We start from the raw sequence: 23,223 nt of genomic DNA, 5'->3' as shown, positions 1-23,223 counted from the left end.
GGCAACAGCAGATTAACGACCATGACGCTTGCCTGACCCGATCAGCGACCGTAAAGGCAGGGAAACCTGATCCAAGGAAGTCGTCGCAAGTCATGCTCCTATCCCGTTATGAATGGGTCATCGCCAAACGTTATCTGTTACCTGGCAAGGGCGAGGGATTCATTTTCCTCGTTGCCAGTATCAGCCTCGTTGCGGTGATGCTCGGTGTCGCGGCGCTGATCGTGGTGATGAGCGTGATGAACGGCTTTCGTGCGGAGCTGTTTGACAAGATCGTCGGTCTCAATGGTCATGCCGTAATCCAGGGCTATGGCGGCCGTCTGCCGGATTGGCGTGACCTGCTGGAGGAAACGCGCGAAACCAAGGGTGTGGTCTCCGCCTCTCCGCTGATCGAGCAACCGCTGCTGACCACATTCAATGGCCGGGTTGAAGCCGTGCTGGTGCGGGGAATGCTGGTTCCCGACATTTTGAACAACGAAACGCTGGACGGCAAAACCGTGGCCGGCGATCTGGCACAGCTGGAGCCAGGCTCGGGACGCGTCGGGATCGGCAGCCGACTGGCGACCACGCTGGGTGCGCAGCTTGGCAGCCGCATCACGATTATCAACCCGCAGGGGCGCTCCACGCCCTTCGGCACCGTTCCGCGAGAAATCGCTTACGATGTCGCCGCGATATTTGAAGTCGGTGTCTATGATTATGACAAGGCTTTCGTGATCATGCCGATGGAGGACGCGCAAACTTTGCTGCTGCTCGGTGACCAGATCGGGATGATAGAAATCAAGACCAACGATGCCGACAATGTCGGGAGGATAATCGCACCGCTGCTGCCCCTGGTGGCCGATCGCGGAGTGATCACGGACTGGCAGACGATGAACGCCTCGCTGTTTGAAACGCTGCAGGTCGAGCGAGTGGTGATGTTTGTGATCCTGTCGATCATCATTCTGGTCGCGGTTTTCAATATCTTGTCGTCCCTGATCATGCTGGTGCGCGCCAAGACCCGGGATATCGCGATCTTGCGGACAATGGGCGCATCGCGGGCGTCGCTGCTGCGGATTTTTGTCACCGTCGGGACATTGATCGGCATGCTCGGTATCGCGGCGGGCATCATCCTCGGTCTGATTGCCATCTATTTCCGTCAGAATGTGATCAATTTTGTCCAGATCATTACGGGCCAAAATCTCTGGGATCCGTCGATCCGCTTCCTCACCGAATTGCCGGCCCGCACCGATCCCATGGAAGTGGCGGGTATCGCCGGACTGGCGCTATTGTTCAGCTTCCTGGCGACACTTTATCCCGCTTACAAGGCGGCCAGTACCGACCCGGTTCAGGTGCTCCGCTATGAGTGAACAGAATGTCGGAAAAACCGTCGAGCTGCGCGATGTGAAGCGCAGCTTCGTCCAGGGCGATGTGGTGATCGAGGTGCTTCGCGGCGTCAATCTGGATATCTATCCCAATGAAATTGTCGCGCTGGTCGGGCCATCCGGTTCAGGCAAGTCGACATTGCTGCAGGCGGTCGGATTGCTCGAGGGCGGCTTTGAAGGATCGATCAAGCTCGGCGGCGAAGAAACGGCCAAATTGCCAGCCAGCGGCCATACAAGGATCCGGCGCGATCTGCTGGGTTTCGTCTATCAGTTTCACCATTTGCTCCCCGACTTTTCCGCGCTGGAAAATGTCGTGATGCCGCAGCTGATTGCCGGTGCATCCCAGAAAGCCGCGGAAGAAAGAGCGGAAATATTGTTGCGCAGTCTTGGACTTGGCGAGCGACTGAACCATACGCCCAGCAAATTGTCCGGCGGCGAGCAGCAGCGCGTTGCGGTCGCCCGCGCGCTGGCCAATGCACCGAAACTGGTGCTGGCCGATGAACCGACCGGCAATCTGGACGAGGCAACCGCCGATCTGGTACTTGCCGAATTTATCGGGCTGGTGCGGCAGGAAGGCAGTGCCGCCCTGATCGCCACCCATAATGAACGACTGGCCGCCAAAATGGATCGCGTTGTCCGGCTGCATGACGGCGTTTTAACCTAGGTTTTTCAATTCGAAACGAGAATGGCTTTGACTTTTCCGGTGCGAGTATCAATCTGTGGGTCGAGCAAAATCCAAGAAGATCTAACATGCGGGGCGCATATGAAGGTTACGGAATTTCAGGTGAAGCAAGCGGATGGTTCGAAACAGGACCTTTCCGTCCACGACGGCAAGGTGTTACTGATCGTGAACACCGCATCAAAATGCGGATTCACGCCGCAATATGAGGGCCTCGAGAAACTGCACCGGGAATATGGGGACAAGGGCCTCGAAATACTGGCTTTCCCCTGCAATCAATTTGGCAATCAGGAGCCAGGCGACGCCGATGAAATCCGGAATTTCTGTTCGCTCAACTATGATGTCAGCTTTCCGTTAATGGGCAAGATCGACGTCAATGGCAGTGACGCAGACCCGTTATGGAAACATCTGAAGTCGGAAAAATCGGGGCTTCTGGGATCCCGCATCAAATGGAATTTCACCAAATTTCTGGTCGACCGCGAAGGCAATGTCGTCGGCCGCTTCGGGCCAGCGGTGAAACCGGAACAGTTGAAAAGCGAAATTGAAGCGCTTCTGTAAGCGGCCGTTTTCGAGAGGTCGTATCGATCGTCTACGGTATCCGGCAAATAGGCTGTGGACAAATAGTCGATAGTCGAAATTCCAGCCACTATCAGCATAGGCAAGCAACCGTTACCGCGCTAGTCTGACGCCATGGCCCAGATCCCCTTCGTCCCGCTGCGTACCTTTTCAGCCTATACGATTCTGGATGGTGCGATGGAGCCCGCCGCCATAGGGGCCGCAGCAAAGGAGCGTGGTTTCCCAGCGGTCGCGCTGTGCGACCGGATTGGTCTATTCGCTGCCATGGCATTTGATGACGGCTGCCGCGTTCAGGGCGTGCAGCCGATTACCGGCTGTTTTCTCCGCGTCGCGCGGCCCGGCGGTCCCGATCCGGTCAGACCGGCTCTCGATTGGCTCGCCCTCTATGCTCAGGATGCCGAAGGATATGAAAATCTCTGCAAGCTGGTCTCGGCCTCCCATCTTGACCGCCCGAGCGAGCTGGAAGCGCATGTCGGAATGGACAAGCTGGCCGATCATAGCGCCGGTCTGATCGCCCTGACCGGCGGCGGCGAGGGCGCACTGGCGCGGTTGCTCGCCGAAGAACAGCAAGCCGAAGCCGAGGCCTATCTGTCCCGGTTGCAGCAGCATTTTTCCGGGCGGCTCTATATTGAGTTGTCCCGCCGCGAAGACCCGGTCGAACTGGCAGCGGAAGCCGGACTGATCGTGCTGGCCATGGACCGCGAGATTCCGCTGGTGGCAACCAATCCCAGCTGCTTTTCCGAACCCGAATTTCACGAAGCGCATGATGCGATGAAATGTATCGCGCAATCGGCCTATGTGGAGAATGATGATCGAGAAAAGCCGTCCAAACATCTTTGGATGAAAAGCGCGATGGTGATGGCAGAGCTGTTTTCGGATATACCGGAGGCGCTGCAAAACACTCTGGTCGTGGCCCAGCGCTGCGCCTTTTCTCCGCCGAAAAGAGCTCCGATCCTGCCCAGCCTGGCCGGTGACCTCGCCGGCGAAATCGAGCAATTGCGGCGGGACGCGGCGGCGGGGCTAGAACAGCGCTTGGCGGTTCTCGAAATTTCGGCCGAGGAGGAACGGAAAGTCTATTTCGACCGGCTGGCATTCGAACTGGAGGTGATCGTCGGCATGGGGTTCCCCGGCTATTTCCTGATCGTTGCCGATTTTATCAAATGGGCGAAAGATCATGATATACCGGTCGGACCGGGGCGCGGTTCGGGCGCCGGTTCGGTTGTCGCCTGGGCCTTGACGATCACCGATCTCGACCCGATTAAACTCGGCTTGCTGTTCGAGCGATTCCTCAATCCGGAACGGGTTTCGATGCCGGATTTCGACATCGATTTCTGCGAAACGCGGCGGGGCGAGGTCATTCGTTATGTTCAGGAGAAATACGGCGATCGGCAGGTTGCCCAGATCATCACCTTCGGAAAACTGAAAGCGCGAGCGGTGCTGCGCGATGTCGGCCGGGTGCTGCAAATGCCGTACGGGCAAGTCGACCGGCTGACCAAATTGGTGCCCAATCATCCGACCGACCCGTGGGATCTGAAACGCTCGCTCAACGGCATTTCGGAACTGGCACAGGAATATAAGCAGGCGGATGTAAAGCGGCTGTTCGATCTGGCGATGAAGCTGGAAGGCCTGCCGCGGCACAGCTCGACTCACGCCGCCGGTGTCGTGATCGGCGACCGGCCGCTTGATCAGCTGGTGCCCTTGTATCGCGATCCGCGCTCGGACTTGCCGGTGACCCAGTTTGACATGAAATATGTCGAAAAGGCCGGCCTGGTGAAATTCGACTTTCTGGGACTGAAAACGCTGTCGGTGTTGAAGAAGGCGGTGGAACTTCTTGCCGAACGCGAGATCACTGTCGATCTTGATGGGCTAAGCTGGGAAGACGAGAAGGTTTTCGAGTTGCTCCAGCGCGGTGAAACGGTCGGCGTGTTCCAGCTGGAATCTGAGGGAATGCGGCGCACGCTGGCGGCGGTAAAGCCGACCAATTTCGGCGATATCATCGCGCTGGTGTCGCTCTATCGGCCAGGCCCAATGGACAATATCCCGCTATTCGGGGACCGCAAGAACGGCCGCGCTGACATCGCCTATCCGCATCCCTTGCTGAAGGATATATTGAAGGAAACCTATGGCATTTTTGTCTATCAGGAGCAGGTGATGCAGGCGGCGCAGATCATCGCCGGTTACTCGCTTGGCGAAGCAGATTTGCTGCGCCGCGCCATGGGCAAGAAAATCCAGGCCGAAATGGATGCCCAGCGCAGTATCTTCGTTGCGGGGGCGGCGAAGAACGGCCTCAACGGCGAACAGGCCAACGAACTGTTTGACTTGATTGATAAATTTGCCGGCTATGGTTTCAACAAGAGTCACGCCGCTGCCTATGCGCTGCTGGCCTATCAGACCGCCTGGCTGAAAGCGCACTATCCGCATGAATTTTACGCGGCCTCGATGTGCTTTGATATGCACCAGTCGGAAAAGCTCAGCATTTTTGTCGATGACATGAAGCGGCTCGATGTTGCCGTGCTGGGACCGGCGATCAACAAGAGTCGACCGAATTTTTCAGTCGAGCAGCAGGCCGATGCATCGCCTGCTGTCCGCTATGCACTGGCCGGTCTGAAAAATGTCGGCGAGAAAGCGATGCAGGCGGTGGTAGCCGAGCGCACGGAAAAGGGTCCGTTCTCGTCAATCGAGGATTTTGCCAACCGGATTGATCCGCACGGTCTTAACAAGCGTCAGCTGGAAAGTCTTGCTTCGGCCGGGGCGTTTGACGATCTGGAACCCAATCGCGCGGCGATCCATGACGGAGCGGAAATGATCCTGTCTGTCGCCAATAGCGCCGCCGATGCGCGCGAGAGCGGGCAGGGTGGGCTGTTCGGCGAAGGGAGCGCCGGCGGTGACATGCAGGCTATAAGGTTGCCGGCGGACAGCAGCTGGTCGCTTGGTGAAATCATGATTCACGAGCGGGATGCATTCGGCTTTTATTTCTCTGCGCATCCGGTGTCCCAGTTCCAGGCGGTTACCGCTTCGCTGGGCGCGCTGACCCACGCGGCCCTGTGCAGCGAAGGGCCGATCGGGGAAGGGGTGCGCAAGCCGGCGGTCATGGCTGCATTGATCGAAAAAGTCCGGTGGCGCGACAGCCGCAGGGGAAACCGTTTTGCCCTCGCCGACCTGTCCGACAGTAGCGGCCAGTTTTCTGCCAGCTGTTTCGAAGAGGACCAGTGCAAGATATTGGCAGAGCTCGCCGATCAGGGGCGCTGTGCCCTGCTGAATGTCGAGCTTGACCAGCGTTCGGAGGACGAGAATCCGCGCGTAGCGATCCGGCGGGTCCAGCCGCTTGACGAGCTGGAAAAAACCACCCGGACCCGGATGGAACTGGAGGTTCATGATATCGCCGGATTGCACGAACTGACCAATATGCTGGCGCCGCTGGTCGGCGGGCAGAGCGAATTGGTGGCCAGCATGGCCGGGCCCGATGGCGATCCGGTCAAAGTCTGTCTGGGGCGGTCTTTCCGTCTGGATGCGGAAACGGTAGAGCTGCTGCAACGTCTCAACGGCATCTCCGGCGTCCGTTTGGGTCCGGCGCGACCGATGCGGGTCGAGAAACCAAAATTAAGGCTTGTCAGCTAGCGCTAAACATACCAGAAACCAGCCAAATTTAACTTGTCTGGAGAGATGATATGGCCGGTGCGATGCAAGCGAGCGCGCTCAAGATTACCAATTTGATCGATCATGCCGCGAGGGAGCATGGCACCCGCGAGATTGTGAGCTACTGGGCCGATGGCAATGTCACGCGCAGTAACTGGGCCGAGATTGGTCTGGAATCGCGCAAATTTTCCCAGGCCCTGCACCGTCTGGGGATGACGCGTGGCGACCGGATTGCCACGATTGCGATGAATCATGCGCATCATCTGATCAGCTGGTACGGATCCGCAGGAATTGGCGGCATATTGCACACGGTCAATCCGCGACTGTTCGAGGAGCAGCTGGTCTATATCATCAACCACGCCGAAGATCGGGTCCTGTTGTTCGACAAGATGTTCACGCCGATCATCGAAATGCTCAAGCCGCAACTCAAGACTATCGAACATTATATCCAGTTTGACGGCGAGAAAGGTGACTATCCAACCTTTCGCGAGCTGATCGATGCGGAAGACGGGGATTTTGATTGGGTCGATGTCGAGGAAAATGATCCCTGCGGTCTTTGCTATACCAGCGGCACGACAGGCAACCCGAAAGGGGTGCTCTACGAGCATCGCTCGAACGTCCTCCATGCGATCACCGAAGTCCAGCCCGACGTGATGGATCTGGCGACCCGTTCGGTGATGCTGCCGGTGGTGCCGATGTTCCACGCCAACGCCTGGGGATTGCCCTTTGCCTGCGCCGCGGTCGGCGCGAAAATGGTCTTTTCGGCCTCCAACGAAGCGCAGGTCCTGTGGAAACTGATCCGCGAGGAGGGAGTGACCCACAGCGCCGGTGTGCCGACAGTCTGGCTGTCGATGTTCGCCGATATGGACGCCAATGGCGGTGACTATGGCAAATTGGGGGTTGTCGTCATCGGCGGCTCCGCCTGTCCCCGCTCGATGATCGAACGGCTGATGAAAAACGGTATCCGGGTCGCCCATGCCTGGGGGATGACCGAAACTTCGCCGATCGGCACGACCGGGGCGCTGCCGGCCAATTGGGATGAATTGAGCTTCGAACAGCAGGTCGATGTCATCTGCAAACAGGGACGCCCGCCTTTCGGTGTCGAACTGCGGGTGATCGACGAGGAAGGCAATATCGCGCCGCGCGACGGCAAAACCAGCGGTACGCTGGAAATCCGGGGGCCATGGATCATCAAGCGCTATTTTCGGGCCGACGAGGATGCGGTCGAGGAGGATGGCTGGTTCGATACCGGCGACGTAGCGGTCCTTTATCCCGATGGCACTATGCAGATCACCGACCGGGCCAAGGACGTGATCAAGTCGGGCGGCGAGTGGATCAGCTCGATCGAGCTGGAAAATGCCGCGGTCGGCTGCCCCGGTGTTGCCGAAGCGGCGGCCGTGGGTGTCTATCACCCGAAATGGGATGAGCGGCCGCTCTTGCTGGTCGTCCGGAAACCGGGCAGCGATGTTTCGGAAGCCGACGTCATCTCCTATCTCGACGACAAGGTTGCCAAATGGTGGCTACCCGATGAAGTCAAATTCGTCGACGAACTGCCACACACGGCGACCGGCAAAATCCTCAAACGCTCGCTCCGCGACGAATATAAGAGCTATAAGCTGAAGACTTTGGCCGACGCCTAGAACAGCTCCATCTGGCTGCCGCTGATCAGCGGACGCTGGAACAGATCGGTTCTGAGGAGGATCTTCGCTTTTTCCAGTCCGGCTTTGCGCGAAGCAATGACAATCCGGGTGCGGATCAGGTCGGCCCATGGACCCTGTCCGCGCATCCGGCTGTGGAAAGCGGGATCATTCCGCCGGCCGCCGCGCATTTGCCGGACAATGCTCATGACCTTGGACTTGCGGTCGGGATAATGGGTTTCGAGCCATTGCTCGAACAGGGGAGCGACTTCATGCGGCAGTCGCATGGGGATGAACGACAGGCTTTTCGCGCCATGATCTGCGGCCGTCGCCACGATGGCTTCAATCTCGTGATCGGTAATGCCGGGGACCACCGGTGCGATATTGACATGGACATGGATCCCCGCCTCGCTCAGCCGTTGCACCGCTTCCAGCCGCCGGGCGGGAGCCGGCGCTCTGGGCTCCAGCAGACGGGCGGTCTCCGGGTCGAGGCTGGTGACCGAGATCGCCACGGCCGTAAGCTGTCGTTCGGCCAATTGCACCAGCAAGTCACGGTCGTCGAGCACGCGATTGGATTTGGTGGTGATGACAACCGGATGCAGCGTTTCCAGCATCACTTCCAATATCTGCCGGGTGATCCGATAGCGTTTCTCGATCGGCTGATAGGGGTCGGTATTGGTACCGATCGCCAGCGTCGCCGGCTGGTAGCCCGGTTTGGCAAATGTCTGGCGGAGCAGATCGGCAGCATTGGGTTTGGCGAACAGCCTGGTTTCAAAATCAAGCCCCGGCGACAGGTCATGATAGGCGTGAGTCGGCCGCGCATAACAATAGATGCAGCCATGTTCGCAGCCACGATAGGCATTGATCGAACGGTCGAACGGCAAATCCGGTGATTGATTGTAATTGATGATCGATTTGGGAAATTCGATGGTGACATCGGTCTTCAGCTTTGCCGCCGCGTCTCCGATCCGGTCGCGCTCATCCAGCCAGTCGCCGTCCATCTCCCGGTCTTGCAGGTTGAATCGCTGCGACACGGCATTTGTTGGCGCACCGCGGCCTTTCCGGGTCTCGGAATATATATAGTCTCTGGACCGCATATGCGCTTCATACTATGAGAACATATAAAGAACAAATGAATTGAATCGCTATTTTTCAAGCAGTCTGGGGATCAGCTCGACAAAATTGCAGGGGCGATGGCGGCTATCCAGCTGGGTGTCCAATATCCCGTCCCAGCCGTCTTTCACCGCCCCATTGGAGCCGGGCAGCGCGAATATATAGGTGCCGCGTGCGACCACCGCGCAAGCGCGCGACTGGACGGTGGACGTACCGATTTTGTCGATGCTCAGATAGCGGAACAGCTCGCCGAAACCGGGAATGTCCTTGTCTTTGACCGCATTCAGCGCTTCCGGGGTGATGTCGCGGCCGGTCATGCCGGTGCCTCCGGTGGTGATGATGACATCGACCATCTCGTCGTCAATCCATTGGTGCAACTGAGCTATCAGGATGGATTTCTCGTCTCTCAGCAAATTCCGATACAATAATATATGGCCCTTTTGCTCGATCCGTTCGGCCAATATGTCACCAGATGTGTCTTCTTTTGGTGTCCGCGTATCGGACACGGTCAACAGCGCAATATTGATCGGTTTGAAGGTCCGGCTTTCGTCGATTGGCATGATAGCTCTCCGCTTTATTGCGACGCCAAGAATAGCCTAGTCTGCAGCGCTTATCCAAGTCATAAAGAATAGGGGTTTGCGCAGGTTAACTATCCGTCTAATCCCATCAGTCAATGTCGAACGTCCCGGATCTCACAGCTGTAATATTGGGTCTCATTCTTGCGGCCTGGCTGGGAGCTGCCGTCTGGGCAATATGGGCCGGCCTGGCGATGAAGGGCAAGGCTGATACGATCTTGCGGCAATCCGGACGATTGGGCCGATTGCTCGAAACATCGCCCGCCTTGCCCTTGCTGGTCCGGTCCGACGGAAAATTGGAGGCTTCGCAGCGCCTGATGCACTGGCTCGGCTTTGATCACCTCCCGGCGCATATTTCCGAACTGCACGAGGAAACCCGCGGCATGATGCGGCAGGATCTGGATGCCCTGATGCAGGATGTCAATCTGGCGCAGAAAACCGGAAGCAGTTTTGTTCGCGCGATAAAGGTCAGCGGTTCGGACAAGGCGCTGCTGATCCGTGGAGGTCTGGCGGATCAGAAAATCGCTCCGAATGGCAGCGCCCTCCTGTGGATTTTCGATGCGACCGACAGCGAAGGCCAGATTGCCAAGCTGCGCGACGAGAATGAAGCGGCGCGCGCGGCCTTTGATGCGCTGTCTGCGTTGATCGAGGCGGCTCCGGTACCGATGTGGCATCGCTCGCCCGACCTCCGCCTGACCTTGGTCAACAGTGCTTATGTCGCCGCTGTCGATGCCGAAAATGGCGAACAGGTGGTCGCCGATGCTATCGAGCTGGTGGAAACGATCGACGGGTTCAGCCCGGTGGATGCCGCCGCCCGGGCGAAGACCAAAGGCGAGCCCTTTGAGCGGATCGTTGCGACAACCGTCGGTGGGCAACGACGGATGACTCAGGTGGTCGATGTGCCGCTCGGAAAGTCCGGCATTGCCGGCTATGCCATCGATATTCAGGACCTGGAAGACGCCCGGCGGGAGCAGCGACGATTCGGGGAATCGCAGCGGGACATGCTCGACAGGATTTCCGCCGGCGTAGCCCAGTTCGATGCCGACAGATCATTGAAATTCTGCAATCTTCCTTTCCAGCGGATTTTTTCCATGCGCCAGCAATGGATAGCGGAGCGGCCGGAATTTCCTCGCGTGCTGGACCGGATGCGCGAAATGAACCGCATTCCCGAAGTGCGCGATTTTCCGGAATGGCGGGAGGAACGCAGCGGCTGGTTTCGGGCCACCAATGCGATCGAGGAAAATTGGCTGCTGGCCGATGGCACCCATTTGCGTGTGCTGGCCAATCCCACCCCCGATGGCGGTCTGCTGGTCATTTTTGAAGACCGGACCGAGCAGGTTCAGCTGGCCAGTGCCCGCGATACCCTGCTCAGGGTCAGGACAGCGACTTTCGACAATCTGTTCGAATCCCTCGCGGTTTTTGCCGCCGATGGAAAACTGAACATCTGGAACCATCAGTTTGCCAGTAATTGGGGCCTCGCGGAAGAGGATCTTGGCAAGCATCCGCGGGTGGATTCGCTGATGCAGAAAATGGCCGGACAATTGAAACAGCCCGCCCGCATTTCGGAAGTGCGCGAAATGGTGCGCAGCGCAACGACCGAGCGCGAGCAAAAAGGCGGACGGCTTAACTTCGCCGATGGCCGACGGTTCGAATTTGCGGCGATCCCGCTGCCCGACGGGAACGCCTTGTTCACCATGCTTGATATCTCCGACAGCTACCGCATCGAACAGGCGCTGCGCGAACGCAACGAGGCGCTGGTCGAGGCGGATTCGATCAAGGGGCGCTTCCTGTCCAACATGAGCTACGAATTCAGGACTCCGCTCACCTCGATTGGCGGCTTTGCGGAGCTGCTGGATCAGGGTATTGCCGGTCCGCTGACCGAACAGGGCCATGACTATGTGCGCGCGATCCTGCAGTCGGTCAAACGGCTGGGCAGCCAGATCGAAAATGTCCTGGATCTCAGCCAGAGCGAAGCCGGCGCGCTGCCGATCGCCAAGGAAAAGGTCAATCTGAACCGGTTGATCGAGGATGTCACCGGCCATTTCGCGGCCGAAGCGAAAGCGAAGGCAATCGAGGTGGAATTGCAGCTCGATGAAAAACTGGGATCGGCAATGGCCGACAAGAAACGGCTTGGCCAGGCGATTTCCCAGATCGTCGACAATGCGATACAATATACCGGTGAAGGGGGCCGGGTGCTTGTCCATGGGTCAGGCAATGTGAAGCAGGCGCTGATCCATATATCCGACAATGGTCCAGGGATGACCGCTGGCGAGCAGTCCAAGGTGTTTGACAGTTTCGCCCGCTCGCAAGACCAGAAGACGAATGACAAATCGGGTGGCCTGGGTCTGCCATTGGCACGGCAGCTGGTCCGGGCGCATGGCGGCGATCTGACTCTGACGTCAGAACCGGGGCAGGGAACCCTGGTGACCCTGCATCTGCCGCGGCAATGAAATCATGCTGAATCTGGAGGATGGGCGAGCGACTCTCGATGTCGGTCGAAAGCTGGGCGGCTTGCTTCGAGCCGGAGACAAAATCGCGCTGCACGGCACGCTCGGGGCCGGGAAAACGACCCTGGCGAGGGGCATATTGGCGGGACTGGGTTATGACGGGGAAGTCCCCAGTCCGACCTTTGCGATCGTTCAGCAATATGAGCCGCCCGAGACCAGAATTCCGGTCGCCCATGTTGATCTGTACCGGATTGAAGAGCCGGAAGAGCTTCCCGAACTCGGTCTGGAAGACACGCTGGTCGATGGTGCCATGATCGTCGAATGGCCGGACCGCATGCCCGATGCTTTCTGGCAGGATGCGCTCCAGATCATGCTGGAAATCACCGGCGAGGGCAATCGCCGGTTGACTTGGACCGCCGGGAGCGCTTGGAACAGTCGATGGCCACTGACATGAAACCGCCCGCCGCTGCGGCAGAATTTTTGAATCAGCATGGATGGGGCGATGCAATATTGTCGCCGGTCGCAGGAGACGCGTCTTTCCGCCGCTATTTCCGCGTCCGGGACGGCGATCGCCGGGCGATCCTGATGGATGCGCCGCCGCCGCACGAAGACCCAAGGCCGTTCATTTCCATTGCCGAATATCTAAAAGATTCGGGCTTCGCTGCGCCCGGGATTTTTGCCCGCGACCTGACCCGGGGCCTGGTGCTTCTGGAGGATTTCGGGGACCAAAGGATGCGCGAGCATCTCGATTACCATCCGGAGGACGAGGACGCGATCTACCGGCAGGCCGTCGATCTGCTGCGCGCGTTGCACCAGGTGCCGGCGGCATCGCTGCCCGCCTATGACCAGGCGCAATATTTGCGGGAGGCGAATTTGCTGACCGAATGGTATTGTCCGACGCAGCGACTGGATGTCGATGTCGAGAGTTTCGAGGCGGGTTGGCGAGAAATATTGCAACCTGTTGTCAATGCGCAAAACCCTCCGGTCACCGTGATGCGCGATTATCACGCCGAAAATATCATGCTGCTCGAAGATGGCGGTTTCGGCTTGCTGGATTTTCAGGACGCCCTGATCGGCCATCCCGCTTATGATCTGGTGTCGATGCTGCAGGATGCCCGGCGCGATGTAACGGACGAGCTCGAGGCACGCATGCTCGCTCATTATCTGACCGACCATGGCAAGGATGAGGCAGAGGAATTCCGCAGCCATTATGCCATTCTCGGAGCGCAACGAAACACCAAGATCATCGGCATTTTCACCCGACTGTCGGTGCGCGACGGCAAGCAGCGTTATCTGGATTTTCTGCCGAGAATGTGGCGCCTGCTCGAAAAAGACCTGCAGCATCCCGCTCTGGAACCGATCACCAACTGGTTTGACCGGAATATCCCTGACGAAGTCCGGCACCGGCCGATCCCGCTGGTGAACGAAGCCCCATGAAGAATATCGAAACGGCGATGATCATGGCGGCGGGGCTGGGAAAGCGGATGCGACCGCTGACCGAAACGCTGCCGAAGCCGCTGGTCAAGGTGGCCGGCAAGGCGATGATCGATCATTGTTTCGACAAGCTGGCCGAAGCGGGGATCGGCAAGGCCGTGGTCAATGTCCACTATCTGGCCGACATGCTCGAAGCGCATCTCGCTGGCTTGTCCCATCCGATCGAAACCCGGATTTCCGACGAGCGGGGGCAGTTGATGGAGACGGGCGGCGGATTGGTGCAGGCGGAGCCGCTGATCGAGGAAGATAATTTCTTCTGCATCAACAGCGATAATTTGTGGACCGACGGACCTGCCAACAGTCTGCTGCAACTGGCGGAGACTTGGGACGAGGACAGGATGGATGGACTGCTCCTGCTGGTCCCGCGGGCTTCTGCCCATAATTATCGGGGCGCCGGTGATTTTCATCTCGACGAGGAGAAGCGGATATCGCGCCGGCTTGCCGGACAAGAGGCGCCGCTGATCTATTCCGGCATCCAGCTGATTTCGAAGCGGTTGTTGCGCGACGCGCCTGCCGGTCCCTTCTCCACCAATATTTTCTGGGAACGGGCGATCGGTGAAGGCCGGCTGTTTGGCCTGGTCCATCAGGGGGAATGGTTCGAGGTCGGGTCACCCGACGCGATAGCGCCAACCGAAGCTGCGCTGGCACGTGCCTGACCGCCGCCGACCATCGATCTACAATATTGCCGCACATGGCGGATTTGCCGATGCCCTGGTGCAAGGGCTGATCGACCGCTTTGCCAAGGATATTTTCGGGCTTGCCCGCGGTCTCGTCCTGCTGCCGAATAATCGTGCCCAGCGGGCGCTGCAGGAAGCTTTTGTCCGGCTCAGCGAAAACGGGCTCTTGCTCCCGCAAATGGCAGTGATCGGCGATCTGGATCTGGATGAATCGATCGGCGTGGCGCTTGATTCCGGGGAACTGGCGCTCGATATTCCGCCAGCCGTCGATCCGATGGACCGTCTGCTCATTCTGGCGCAGCTGATCCAGAAGGAGGTGCGGCTGCGCGAAGACGCCATATTGGCGAAGGACGCGCTGCGGCTGGCGCGCGAATTCGCCCGCACGCTCGATCAGCTGAATGTCGAGGAAATTTCGCTGGCCGACCTGATGAAGACGGAACCGGAAGGTCTGGACCTGTCCAGTCACTGGCAGGATTCCTATCGATTCTTCCTGATCATCGCGGAAAAATGGCGACAGCAGCTGGAGAAATGGCAGCGGGTTGACCAGGCCGTGCGCCGAAACGCATTGTTCGACCATATCGCGAAACGCTGGCAAAAATCGCCTCCCGGTCATTTTATCGTAGCGGCCGGCATCACCACATCGGCGCCCGCTATAGCTCGGTTTTTGAGAACCATATCGTTCATGCCGTCCGGTATGGTGGTCCTGCCCGATCTCGACCTGATCATGCCGGACGAGGAATGGGATTTGCTGGGCCCGTTCGAGCCGGATCGGGAAACCGGCTTTGCAGCGCGGGCGCAGGAAACCCATCCGCAATATCATATGAAAATGCTGCTCGACCGGATGTCGATCGCGCGCGGCGAAGTGATGCGCTGGCCGCGCACCGGCGAAAGCGGCGCGGCGGCCAAGCGCAGCCGGGCGCTGAGCCATGCTTTCGCGATTCCGAAACTGACCGCGCGCTGGCAGACGCTGGAAAGCAACGAACGCAGCCTGGCCGGGGTGCAGACGGTCGAGGCGAGCAACAGCGCCGAAGAGGCGCAGATCGTTGCCCTGCTTGCGCGCGAGGCTCTGGAAGACCCCCATCAACGGATCGCGATTGTGACGCCTGACCGTTCCCTGGCGATCCGGATCTCTGCGCATTTGAAGCGCTGGGATATTCAGGTTGATGATACCGCTGGCCAGCCCTTGGCGAAACTGCCGGAAGGGGTATTCTTCCTCAATCTGCTGGCGGCGGTTGCGAACGGGTTTCCTCCTGCCGAATTTCTCGCCTTGCTCAAGCATCCGCTGGTGCAGCGGGGGGAAGAGCGGCTGGCATGGCTCGAGCAGGTGCGCCGGCTGGATCTGCTGCTGCGTGGCCCGCGTCCGGCACCGGGACTGGCCGGCCTGGACGCACTCCTGAAGGCGGAAAATTACCGGACCGAACAATTGCGCAAGGCGATCGCACCCTGGTGGAAATCGCTGCGCTCCATGTTCGTGCAAATCGAAAGTCTGTTCGCCGTGCCGCTGGACTGGCCTCATCTTCTGGATCAGTTGCGGCTATTGGCCGATACTTTGACCGACGGCGCGATCTGGGCGGGCCCGGCGGGCCGGGAACTGGGCGAACTGTTGGCGAAACTACAAATCCGTACCGACATGGGCCCCGTGCGCATCAAGGCAAATGAACTGGCGGGCTATTTCGAGACACTGATGTCCGACATATCGGTGCGCCCGGCCTATGGCGGCCATCCGCGCATCGCGCTTTATGGTTTGCTCGAAGCGCGATTGCAACAGTCGGAACTGGTCATCTGCTGCGGCCTGAACGAGGGCAGTTGGCCGCAAGCGATAACGCCCGATCCCTGGCTCGCGCCGATGATCCGCAAGTCCCTCGGACTACCCGCACAGGAGCGGCAGATCGGTCTGTCGGCGCATGATCTGGTCGGCGCGTTGGGGGCAAGGAAGGTCATATTGTCGCGCGCTCGCCGCGATGATTCCGGTCCGGCGATCGCTTCGCGCTTCCTGCTCCGGCTGAAAGGGATGTGCGGCGACAATCTGAAGGAACATCCCGATGCCCGGGCCTGGACCGGTGCGGTCGACCGGCCGCGCAAACCATCACCTCCCTATATCCGTCCCGCTCCGCGGCCAAGTGCCGAGCAGCGACATATCCCGATCTCGGTGACGCAGGTCGATCGTCTGATCGCGGATCCTTTTGCTTTCTACGCGAACAAGATCATGGGTTTTGCCGCACTCGACATGATCGATGCCGATCCGAGCGCTGCGTGGCGCGGGACAGTCATTCATGACATTCTCGACCAATGGGCCCGGCAGGACGATTATGCACCCGCAGCGCTGAGAAAACGGGCGGAAGAATTTCTCAGCGACCCTGGCTTGCACCCGCTGATGCGCAGTCTTTGGGCACCGCGTCTGCTGGAAGGGCTGGACTGGATCGCCGACACCCTCGCCGAACAAGGAAGGACCGGCCGGGAGCCGCTTGCATCAGAGATATATGGCAAGGCCGAGATCGCCGGTGTCCAGCTGTCCGGCATTGCCGATCGCATCGATCGGATGCCCGATGGCGGGCTCGCCATTGTCGATTACAAGACCGGCGGAGCGCCCAGCAACAGAGCAGTGATCGAGGGCTATAATCTGCAACTCGGCCTGCTGGCTGCCATCGCCGAGCTAGGCGGATTTTCCGATATCGCCGGTGAGGCCGTGGCCTTCGAATATTGGTCTCTGGCCAAAAAGGGCGGCACCGACAGTTTCGGCCATGTCCGCTCCCCGACCCAGGGGCGCGGAGACAATATCATAGCGGCGGACGCGATGGTCGACCATGCCGTGGCGAGATTCAACGAGGCGGCGGATCGCTATCTCTTGGGCTCGGACCCGATGAGAGCCAAGCTGCATCCGGAATATGCCCGCTATGCCGATTATGACCAGCTGATGCGGCTCGAAGAATGGTATGGCCGCGCACCGGCGGAAACGACCGACCATGAGTAGCGGCAAGCCAAGAATCTTTCCACTCAAGGACCGGCAGATTGACGCGGTGGAGCCCTCGTCCCACATCTGGTTGAGTGCCTCCGCCGGAACCGGCAAGACCCAGGTCCTGACCGCTCGGGTGTTTCGCTTGTTGCTGACCGAGAAGGTCGATCCGGAACATATCCTGTGCCTGACCTTCACCAAGGCCGGTGCGGCCGAAATGGCGGAACGGATCAATCGCCAGCTCGCCGCCTGGGTCCGTATGGACGACATGCAGTTGGAAAACGACTTGCGGGCCATCGGCGCACCGACCGGACCGGTTACCCGTGATCGTGCGCGGACCCTGTTTGCCCGCGTTCTCGATGCTCAGGGCGGCGGCCTGCGGATCATGACGATCCACGGCTTTTGCCAGTCGCTGCTCGCCTCCTTTCCCGAAGAGGCGGGTATCGCGTCGATGTTCAAGCCGATCGAGGCGCGCGACCAGAAGATATTGGCGCGCGAGGCCTTGGGCGATCTGCTGCTCGACGAGGAAGCGTCGGGCCGGCCAGAGATCATCGAAGCGATCCAGCGGCTCAGCGTGCGGATGGGGGAAGAGGCCACCGAGCAGTTTCTGATGACCTGTGCGGCGAAGGCCGATGCGATGGACAATCTGCCCACTGGCGTGCTGCCCTTTGTCCGCCGGTTACTGGGACTGCCGATCGAAGGCGACGCGATATCCTGGCTCGCCGATCTGTGCACGGACGAAGCGATCGATCTCCGGGCGATGACGCGATTGCGCGATGCGATGGCCGAATCTGGTGGCAAGAAAGAGCAGGAACGCCAGCTGGCGATCCGTCTATGGCTGACTCTCAGTCCGCAGGAACGCGCCGCCGCCTTGCCGGACGTCCATCTGGCCTGGGCCACCAAGACCACCGGAGCGCCGCCCAAGGCGACCAAGGGGCTGCTGAAAGCGCTACCGGGCTATGATTTCATCGCTGGTTCCCTGTTCGAATGGAGCAATGGCTTGATCGAAAAGACGGTGCTGTTCGCCTATGCGGATCTGTTCGCCGGAGCAATGGAAGCCGGTCGCGCCTTCTACTACCGCTATCGCGACGCCAAAAAGCTGCACGGTGTTGTCGACTTTGACGACATGATCCGGATGACCGCCCGGCTGCTACAGAAAAGCGATATGGCGGCCTGGATCCGCTTCAAGCTCGATCAGCGCACCGATCATATCCTGATCGACGAGGCTCAGGATACCAATCTCGCGCAATGGGATATCGTCCGGGCGCTGGCCGGCGAGTTTTTTGCCGGTATGGGCGCGGACCCGGAACGGCACCGGACGCTGTTTACGGTTGGCGACTTCAAGCAAGCGATCTTCGGGTTCCAGGGCACGAGCCCGCATAATTATGCCAATGCAAGAACCGAGTTTTTTGCCCTGGCAGCGTCGTCGGAACAATCGTTCGGCGATCTGTCGCTGGACCGCAGTTTCCGTTCGACACCGCCGATTCTGGACGTTGTCGATGCCACCCTGGAACAGCTCAGCCACGAGCAACTGGGAGTGATCGAACGCATTCCCGCCCATCGCAGCAACTATCCGGAAGCCAGTGGCAGCGTGACGCTGTGGAAGCCGATCGCGAATATAAGCGGCGACGACGAAGAGGATGAAGAATCCTGGGCCAGCGAGGAGAAGCGGGTCTTTGCCCAGCGGCTGGCGGTCCAGATCAAGCAATGGCTGGCACCGGACAACCCGCTATGGCTGGATCGGGAAAACCGGCCGCTGCAACCGAAAGATGTGCTGATCCTGGTGAGCAAGCGCGATGAACTCAGCGCCCTGATCGTCGCTCGTCTGTTTGCGGAAGCGGTTCCGGTGGCCGGTATCGACCGGATCCGTCTGAACCAGCCACTGGTGGTGCAGGATCTGCTGGCCGCGATTCGTTTCGTTCTGCAGCCGAATGATGATCTCAATCTTGCCAGCCTGCTGGTATCGCCGCTGCTCGGCTGGACGCAGGAAGACTTGCTTGCCCGAGGCTACCGGAGCAAGGATCACGCCAGCAAAAGACTCTGGGAGTATCTGCGCAGGCAGAAGGGTCTGGAAGACGAAATCAGCCCGCTGATGCAGTTGCTGGCGATGGCGGATTTCAACACGCCTTATCAGTTTCTCGAAACGATCTTGTCGGGGCCGATGCAGGGCAGGCGTAATTTACTGGCGCGTCTCAGCCATGCCGCGGTCGATCCGCTCGACGAACTGCTGGCAACGGCTCTGGCCTTTGAGCGGGATCATATCCCGACCTTGCAGGGTTTTCTCGACTGGTTTGACCGGGGCGATGTCGAAATCAAGCGCGAACAGGTCGAGGGCGGCAATGAGGTGCGCCTGATGACCGTGCATGGCGCAAAGGGACTGCAGGCGCCGCTGGTGATCTTGGCCAACGCAACATTCGATCCGGCAAGCAAGAAAAGCGGCGGCTTTGCCATCAAGCTGGGGGAGGGGTCCGGCCTGGAACTTGAATATCCGGTCGTCCCGCTCCGCAAGGCGGAACGCGTCGGTCTGCTCGCCGAACATGCGGCTCATGCCGACAGAATCGAAATGGAGGAACATTGGCGGCTGCTCTATGTTGCGATGACCCGGGCGGAGGAACATCTGGTGGTCGCCGGTGTTCTGGGACCCAGGGCGCGCGGCGAGGTACCGGAACAGAGCTGGTATGGCGCAATCGAACGCGGCCTGATTGCATTGGGGTCGGAGTGGCGGGAAGACCGGGACTGGTCTGCCGTGCGGGAATATCGGATCGCATGCCGGAACCCGCCTGCTGCGGCGTCTGCCAGCGATGACGACAATCCACCGCCGCATGACATGATAGCGGTTCCGGATTGGTTATTCCGTGCGGCACCAGAGGAATCGCGGCCTCCACGGCCCCTGACTCCTTCCCATCTCGGACCCGATGATGCGAGCAATCCGCCGCCAGGCCTGACCATGCGCGATGCGGCCGAGCGCGGCATATTGCTGCACAGCCTGTTTCAGCGCTTGCCCGATATTGCACCGGAACAGCGGGTCGATGTAGCGGACCGCTGGCTTGCAAGGCAAAAGCAGATCACGGATCCGGCCAGACGTGCGGAGATCATCCAAACGGTTCTGGCCGTCATGGACAATCCCCAATGGTCCGCCCTGTTCGGACCGGAAAGCCTGGCCGAGGCCCCGATTGCGGCGATGGTCGGAGACCATGTCATATCCGGCACGGTCGATCGCCTGCTGATCACAGACGACCGGATTTTTGTCGTGGATTTCAAAACCGGTCGCCGGGTGCCCGACCATGCCGGGCAAGCCCCGATATCCTATCTGCGGCAAATGGCCGCATATGTGGCTGCGCTGGAAAAGATTTTCCCGTCGCGGCCGATCCGGGCGGGACTGCTCTATTCGCATGGACCGAAAATGCTCGAGGTTTCTCCCGGCCTGATCGATCAGCACAAGCCCGGCTTTGAGCCGATATGAAATTCCTTTCCGGCAATATGCTTGAGCGCAGGCAGCAGCATCCCTAGATAGTGTCCAACAATTGGAGATTCGTTATGGCTACCAAAGCAATTACCGACGCAAGTTTTGAAGGCGATGTCCTGAAGGCTGACGGCCCCGTTCTGGTCGATTTCTGGGCGGAATGGTGCGGACCGTGCAAGATGATCGGTCCCGCTCTGGAAGAGATCAGCGACGAGATGAGCGGTCAGGTGACGATCGCCAAGCTCAATATCGACGACAGCCCCGATGCGCCCGCAAAATATGGCGTACGCGGTATTCCGACCATGATCCTGTTCCACAATGGTGTTCCAGTCGAAACCAAGGTTGGCGCAGCGCCCAAAAGCCAACTCAAGCAATGGCTGGAACAGTCGCTGCCCGCTTAAGTTCTGAAAATATCCCCAAGCTGCTCGGCAGCTCCGTCCCAGAGCCTTGGCGACGAGGCGCCGAGTAGACCCTTTCTGCGATCTGCAGGCCGATAGGCCGATCCGTCCCAGCGGGCGCATTTCCCGCCCGCTTCATTTAACAACAATATTCCTGCAGCATGGTCCCACGGCAAGGTACGCTCAAACACCGAAACATGGTTGGTGCCAAGCACCAGTCGCGGATATTGCTCGGCCGCACAGCGCGGAATGTCGACAATCTCATAACCGGGCTGGGCCGCTGCGATTAGAGTGTCCCGCTGTTCAGACGACATGAACCCGGTCGCCAGGGCGGCTACAGGCCGGTCAGGATGATCCTGCGGGACCGTGACCGGCTCCCCATCGACAAAGGCACCACCATCTTTAACGGCATGGCAGATGCGCACGGTGAGCGGATCATAGAGCCAGCCCGCCAGGGTTTCATTCTCCTCGGCCAATGCAATCATGATTCCGAAAGGCGGCCGTCCGGCTGCATAATTGCCGGTGCCGTCGATCGGATCGATGATCCACACCTGACCGTCGGCCAGTTGATCGAGAACCGCAGGGTCGCTGGCAAAGGCTTCTTCGCCAACAATCTTTGCGTGCGGCAGCAGCGCCGCGAGTGCCCGGGCGATAAATTCCTCGCTGAGCTTGTCGGCGACCGTGACCAGATCACCGGGAGTCTTTTCATCGATCTGGTGCGATTGCAAATTCTGGTAATAAGGCAGCACGATATCTCGCGATGCCGCCTCCAATATCTCCAGAACAGGCCGATAGAGCGGGTGCACAGACCTAGCTCCGGTAGTCGGCGTTGATATCAATATATCCGTGGGTCAGGTCGCAGGTCCAGACTTTTGCCCTGCCATCACCGAGTCCGATATCGACAGCAATATCGATCTCGCTGCCGCGAAGATGCGCTGCCACCGGTGCTTCATCATAATCCGGCACGACCAGCCCGTCGCGGGCCACGGTCACGCCGCCAAAGCCGATCGCCAGCCGGTCGCGGTCCGCCGGCTCCCCGGCCTTGCCAACCGCCATGACCACCCGGCCCCAATTGGCATCTTCCCCGGCAATCGCGGTCTTGACCAGCGGAGAATTGGCGATCGACAGGGCGATCCGTTTGGCGCTGTCGTCGCTCTCCGCCCCGGTCACCGCGATTTCGATGAACTTGCTCGCACCTTCGCCGTCGCGCACCACCAGATGCGCCAGCTGCATGCAGATATCGCTCAGCGCCGCCTGAAAGGCATCGGCGCCATCATCATCGAAGGACGTCAGGGCAGGGGCTTTGCTCTGTCCGGTGGCAAAGGCGAGGACCGTATCGCTGGTCGAGGTATCGCTGTCGACGGTGATGCAATTGAAACTTCCTGCCGTCGCCGCGCTGAGCATTTCCTGCAGAAAGTCTGCATCGACGGTGGCATCGGTAAAAATATAGCCGAGCATCGTCGCCATGTCCGGCGCGATCATGCCCGAGCCCTTGATTATTCCGTTGAGATGGACCGTGTGGCCGCCGATCACGGCACTGCTAGTGGCCATTTTCGGGAAGGTATCGGTGGTCATGATCGTGGCCGCTGCTTCTTCCCAGCCGCACGGCTGTGCGTTGAAGGCAGCTTGCAAGCCCGCTTCCGCCTTGTCGGTGGGCAGCGGCACGCCGATCACCCCGGTCGAGGAAACGAATATTTCCGCCGCTGCACAATCCAGATGATCGCTCGCCAGAGACAATATCAGCTGCACCGCTTCCCTGCCGCGCGCGCCGGTAAAGGCATTGGCATTGCCGGCATTGACCACCAGTCCGCGGGCCTTGCCGCCCTGCAACGCCTCCCGGCACCATTCGACTTCCGGCGACGGACATTTGCTGCGGGTCAGCACGCCAGCGACCGTGGTTCCTGCTGCCAGTTCGACAAAGGTCAGATCGCAGCGGTCCCAGTCCTTGTACCGGGCACGGGCAATCCGGCAGGTCACGCCTTTAATGGCGGATAATGGGGGAGATTTTGCTGGCGCCAGAGGCGAAACTTTGTCCGACACTTAACTTGCCTTTATCCAGTGTTTTGATAGAACGCGCTGATATTGACGGGTGCCTTGTCCATGAACGCATATATTGCAAGTTTTATGTTGCTGCTATTCAACGCTGTCGGCCTGGCCGTGCCTGCGTCGGCAGCAGCGGAAGAGCGCATGATGCCCAACCTGGGCAGCGCCGCCAGC

Annotated in this window: 16 protein-coding genes; 12 read left to right on the top strand and 4 right to left on the bottom strand. The window is 59.5% G+C overall.

The annotated features are described in order from the left end of the window. Positions 1–92 precede the first annotated feature (92 nt). The 5 genes from ACEW8J_RS05825 to ACEW8J_RS05805 all read left to right on the top strand — a co-directional run bounded on the left by ACEW8J_RS05825 (position 93) and on the right by ACEW8J_RS05805 (position 7,889). Positions 93–1,343, top strand: a complete 1,251-nt coding sequence (locus ACEW8J_RS05825; protein ID WP_373490702.1) for a lipoprotein-releasing ABC transporter permease subunit — start codon at positions 93–95, stop codon at positions 1,341–1,343. Further along, the gene (locus ACEW8J_RS05820; RefSeq protein ID WP_373490701.1) at positions 1,336–2,022 is read left to right on the top strand and encodes an ABC transporter ATP-binding protein; all 687 of its coding nucleotides are present in this window, start codon (positions 1,336–1,338) and stop codon (positions 2,020–2,022) included. Before ACEW8J_RS05825 ends, ACEW8J_RS05820 begins: the two co-directional genes overlap by 8 nt. Before the next feature lie 99 nt (positions 2,023–2,121). Continuing rightward, the gene (locus ACEW8J_RS05815) at positions 2,122–2,595 is read left to right on the top strand and encodes a glutathione peroxidase (protein ID WP_373490700.1); all 474 of its coding nucleotides are present in this window, start codon (positions 2,122–2,124) and stop codon (positions 2,593–2,595) included. A gap of 132 nt (positions 2,596–2,727) precedes the next feature. After that, the gene (gene dnaE / locus ACEW8J_RS05810) at positions 2,728–6,231 is read left to right on the top strand and encodes a DNA polymerase III subunit alpha (RefSeq protein ID WP_373490699.1); all 3,504 of its coding nucleotides are present in this window, start codon (positions 2,728–2,730) and stop codon (positions 6,229–6,231) included. Positions 6,232–6,281: 50 nt separating this feature from the next. Beyond that, complete coding sequence (locus tag ACEW8J_RS05805; protein ID WP_373490698.1) at positions 6,282–7,889, top strand: long-chain fatty acid--CoA ligase; 1,608 nt, start codon at positions 6,282–6,284, stop codon at positions 7,887–7,889. Here ACEW8J_RS05805 and ACEW8J_RS05800 read toward each other — a convergent pair. Both ACEW8J_RS05800 and moaB read right to left on the bottom strand, forming a co-directional pair. After that, positions 7,886–8,983: a PA0069 family radical SAM protein gene (locus ACEW8J_RS05800; RefSeq protein WP_373490697.1), complete on the bottom strand. Its 1,098-nt coding sequence runs from the start codon at positions 8,981–8,983 to the stop codon at positions 7,886–7,888. The two genes, ACEW8J_RS05805 and ACEW8J_RS05800, sit on opposite strands and share 4 nt — an antisense overlap. A 48-nt stretch (positions 8,984–9,031) precedes the next feature. Further along, positions 9,032–9,559 (bottom strand): molybdenum cofactor biosynthesis protein B, encoded by a 528-nt coding sequence (moaB, locus tag ACEW8J_RS05795; protein ID WP_373490696.1) that lies wholly within the window; start codon positions 9,557–9,559, stop codon positions 9,032–9,034. Positions 9,560–9,705: 146 nt separating this feature from the next. Here moaB and ACEW8J_RS05790 point away from each other — a divergent pair, with 146 nt between their 5' ends. The 7 genes from ACEW8J_RS05790 (at position 9,706) to trxA (ending at position 21,009) form a co-directional block, all read left to right on the top strand. Then, complete coding sequence (locus ACEW8J_RS05790; protein ID WP_373490695.1) at positions 9,706–12,024, top strand: ATP-binding protein; 2,319 nt, start codon at positions 9,706–9,708, stop codon at positions 12,022–12,024. Positions 12,025–12,028: 4 nt separating this feature from the next. After that, on the top strand, positions 12,029–12,475 hold the full coding sequence (tsaE, locus tag ACEW8J_RS05785) for a tRNA (adenosine(37)-N6)-threonylcarbamoyltransferase complex ATPase subunit type 1 TsaE (RefSeq protein ID WP_373490694.1): 447 nt from the start codon (positions 12,029–12,031) through the stop codon (positions 12,473–12,475). Continuing rightward, entirely contained in the window at positions 12,472–13,458 is a 987-nt protein-coding gene (locus ACEW8J_RS05780) for an aminoglycoside phosphotransferase family protein (RefSeq protein ID WP_373490717.1), read from the top strand. The genes tsaE and ACEW8J_RS05780 overlap by 4 nt, the downstream gene beginning before the upstream one ends. Further along, positions 13,455–14,171: a nucleotidyltransferase family protein gene (locus ACEW8J_RS05775; protein WP_373490693.1), complete on the top strand. Its 717-nt coding sequence runs from the start codon at positions 13,455–13,457 to the stop codon at positions 14,169–14,171. The genes ACEW8J_RS05780 and ACEW8J_RS05775 overlap by 4 nt, the downstream gene beginning before the upstream one ends. Continuing rightward, positions 14,164–17,163 carry a double-strand break repair protein AddB gene (addB, locus tag ACEW8J_RS05770; RefSeq protein ID WP_373490692.1) on the top strand — a complete coding sequence of 1,000 codons (3,000 nt, stop codon included), beginning with the start codon at positions 14,164–14,166 and terminating at the stop codon, positions 17,161–17,163. The genes ACEW8J_RS05775 and addB overlap by 8 nt, the downstream gene beginning before the upstream one ends. Next, positions 17,156–20,608: a double-strand break repair helicase AddA gene (addA, locus tag ACEW8J_RS05765; RefSeq protein ID WP_373490691.1), complete on the top strand. Its 3,453-nt coding sequence runs from the start codon at positions 17,156–17,158 to the stop codon at positions 20,606–20,608. Before addB ends, addA begins: the two co-directional genes overlap by 8 nt. A 74-nt stretch (positions 20,609–20,682) precedes the next feature. Beyond that, positions 20,683–21,009 carry a thioredoxin TrxA gene (gene trxA / locus ACEW8J_RS05760; RefSeq protein ID WP_373490690.1) on the top strand — a complete coding sequence of 109 codons (327 nt, stop codon included), beginning with the start codon at positions 20,683–20,685 and terminating at the stop codon, positions 21,007–21,009. Here the strand turns inward: trxA and ACEW8J_RS05755 are convergent. Together ACEW8J_RS05755 and argJ are read right to left on the bottom strand one after the other, a co-directional pair. Then, positions 21,006–21,812 (bottom strand): inositol monophosphatase, encoded by an 807-nt coding sequence (locus ACEW8J_RS05755; protein ID WP_373490689.1) that lies wholly within the window; start codon positions 21,810–21,812, stop codon positions 21,006–21,008. The two genes, trxA and ACEW8J_RS05755, sit on opposite strands and share 4 nt — an antisense overlap. 4 nt (positions 21,813–21,816) lie before the next feature. Further along, the gene (gene argJ, locus ACEW8J_RS05750) at positions 21,817–23,046 is read right to left on the bottom strand and encodes a bifunctional glutamate N-acetyltransferase/amino-acid acetyltransferase ArgJ (RefSeq protein WP_373490688.1); all 1,230 of its coding nucleotides are present in this window, start codon (positions 23,044–23,046) and stop codon (positions 21,817–21,819) included. Positions 23,047–23,223: the final 177 nt, after the last annotated feature.

This window comes from Parasphingorhabdus sp., assembly GCF_041748495.1.
Taxonomy (GTDB): domain Bacteria; phylum Pseudomonadota; class Alphaproteobacteria; order Sphingomonadales; family Sphingomonadaceae; genus Parasphingorhabdus.
The sequence above is the reverse complement of the archived record's forward strand: the minus strand, read 5'-3'. Positions and strand labels throughout refer to the sequence as shown.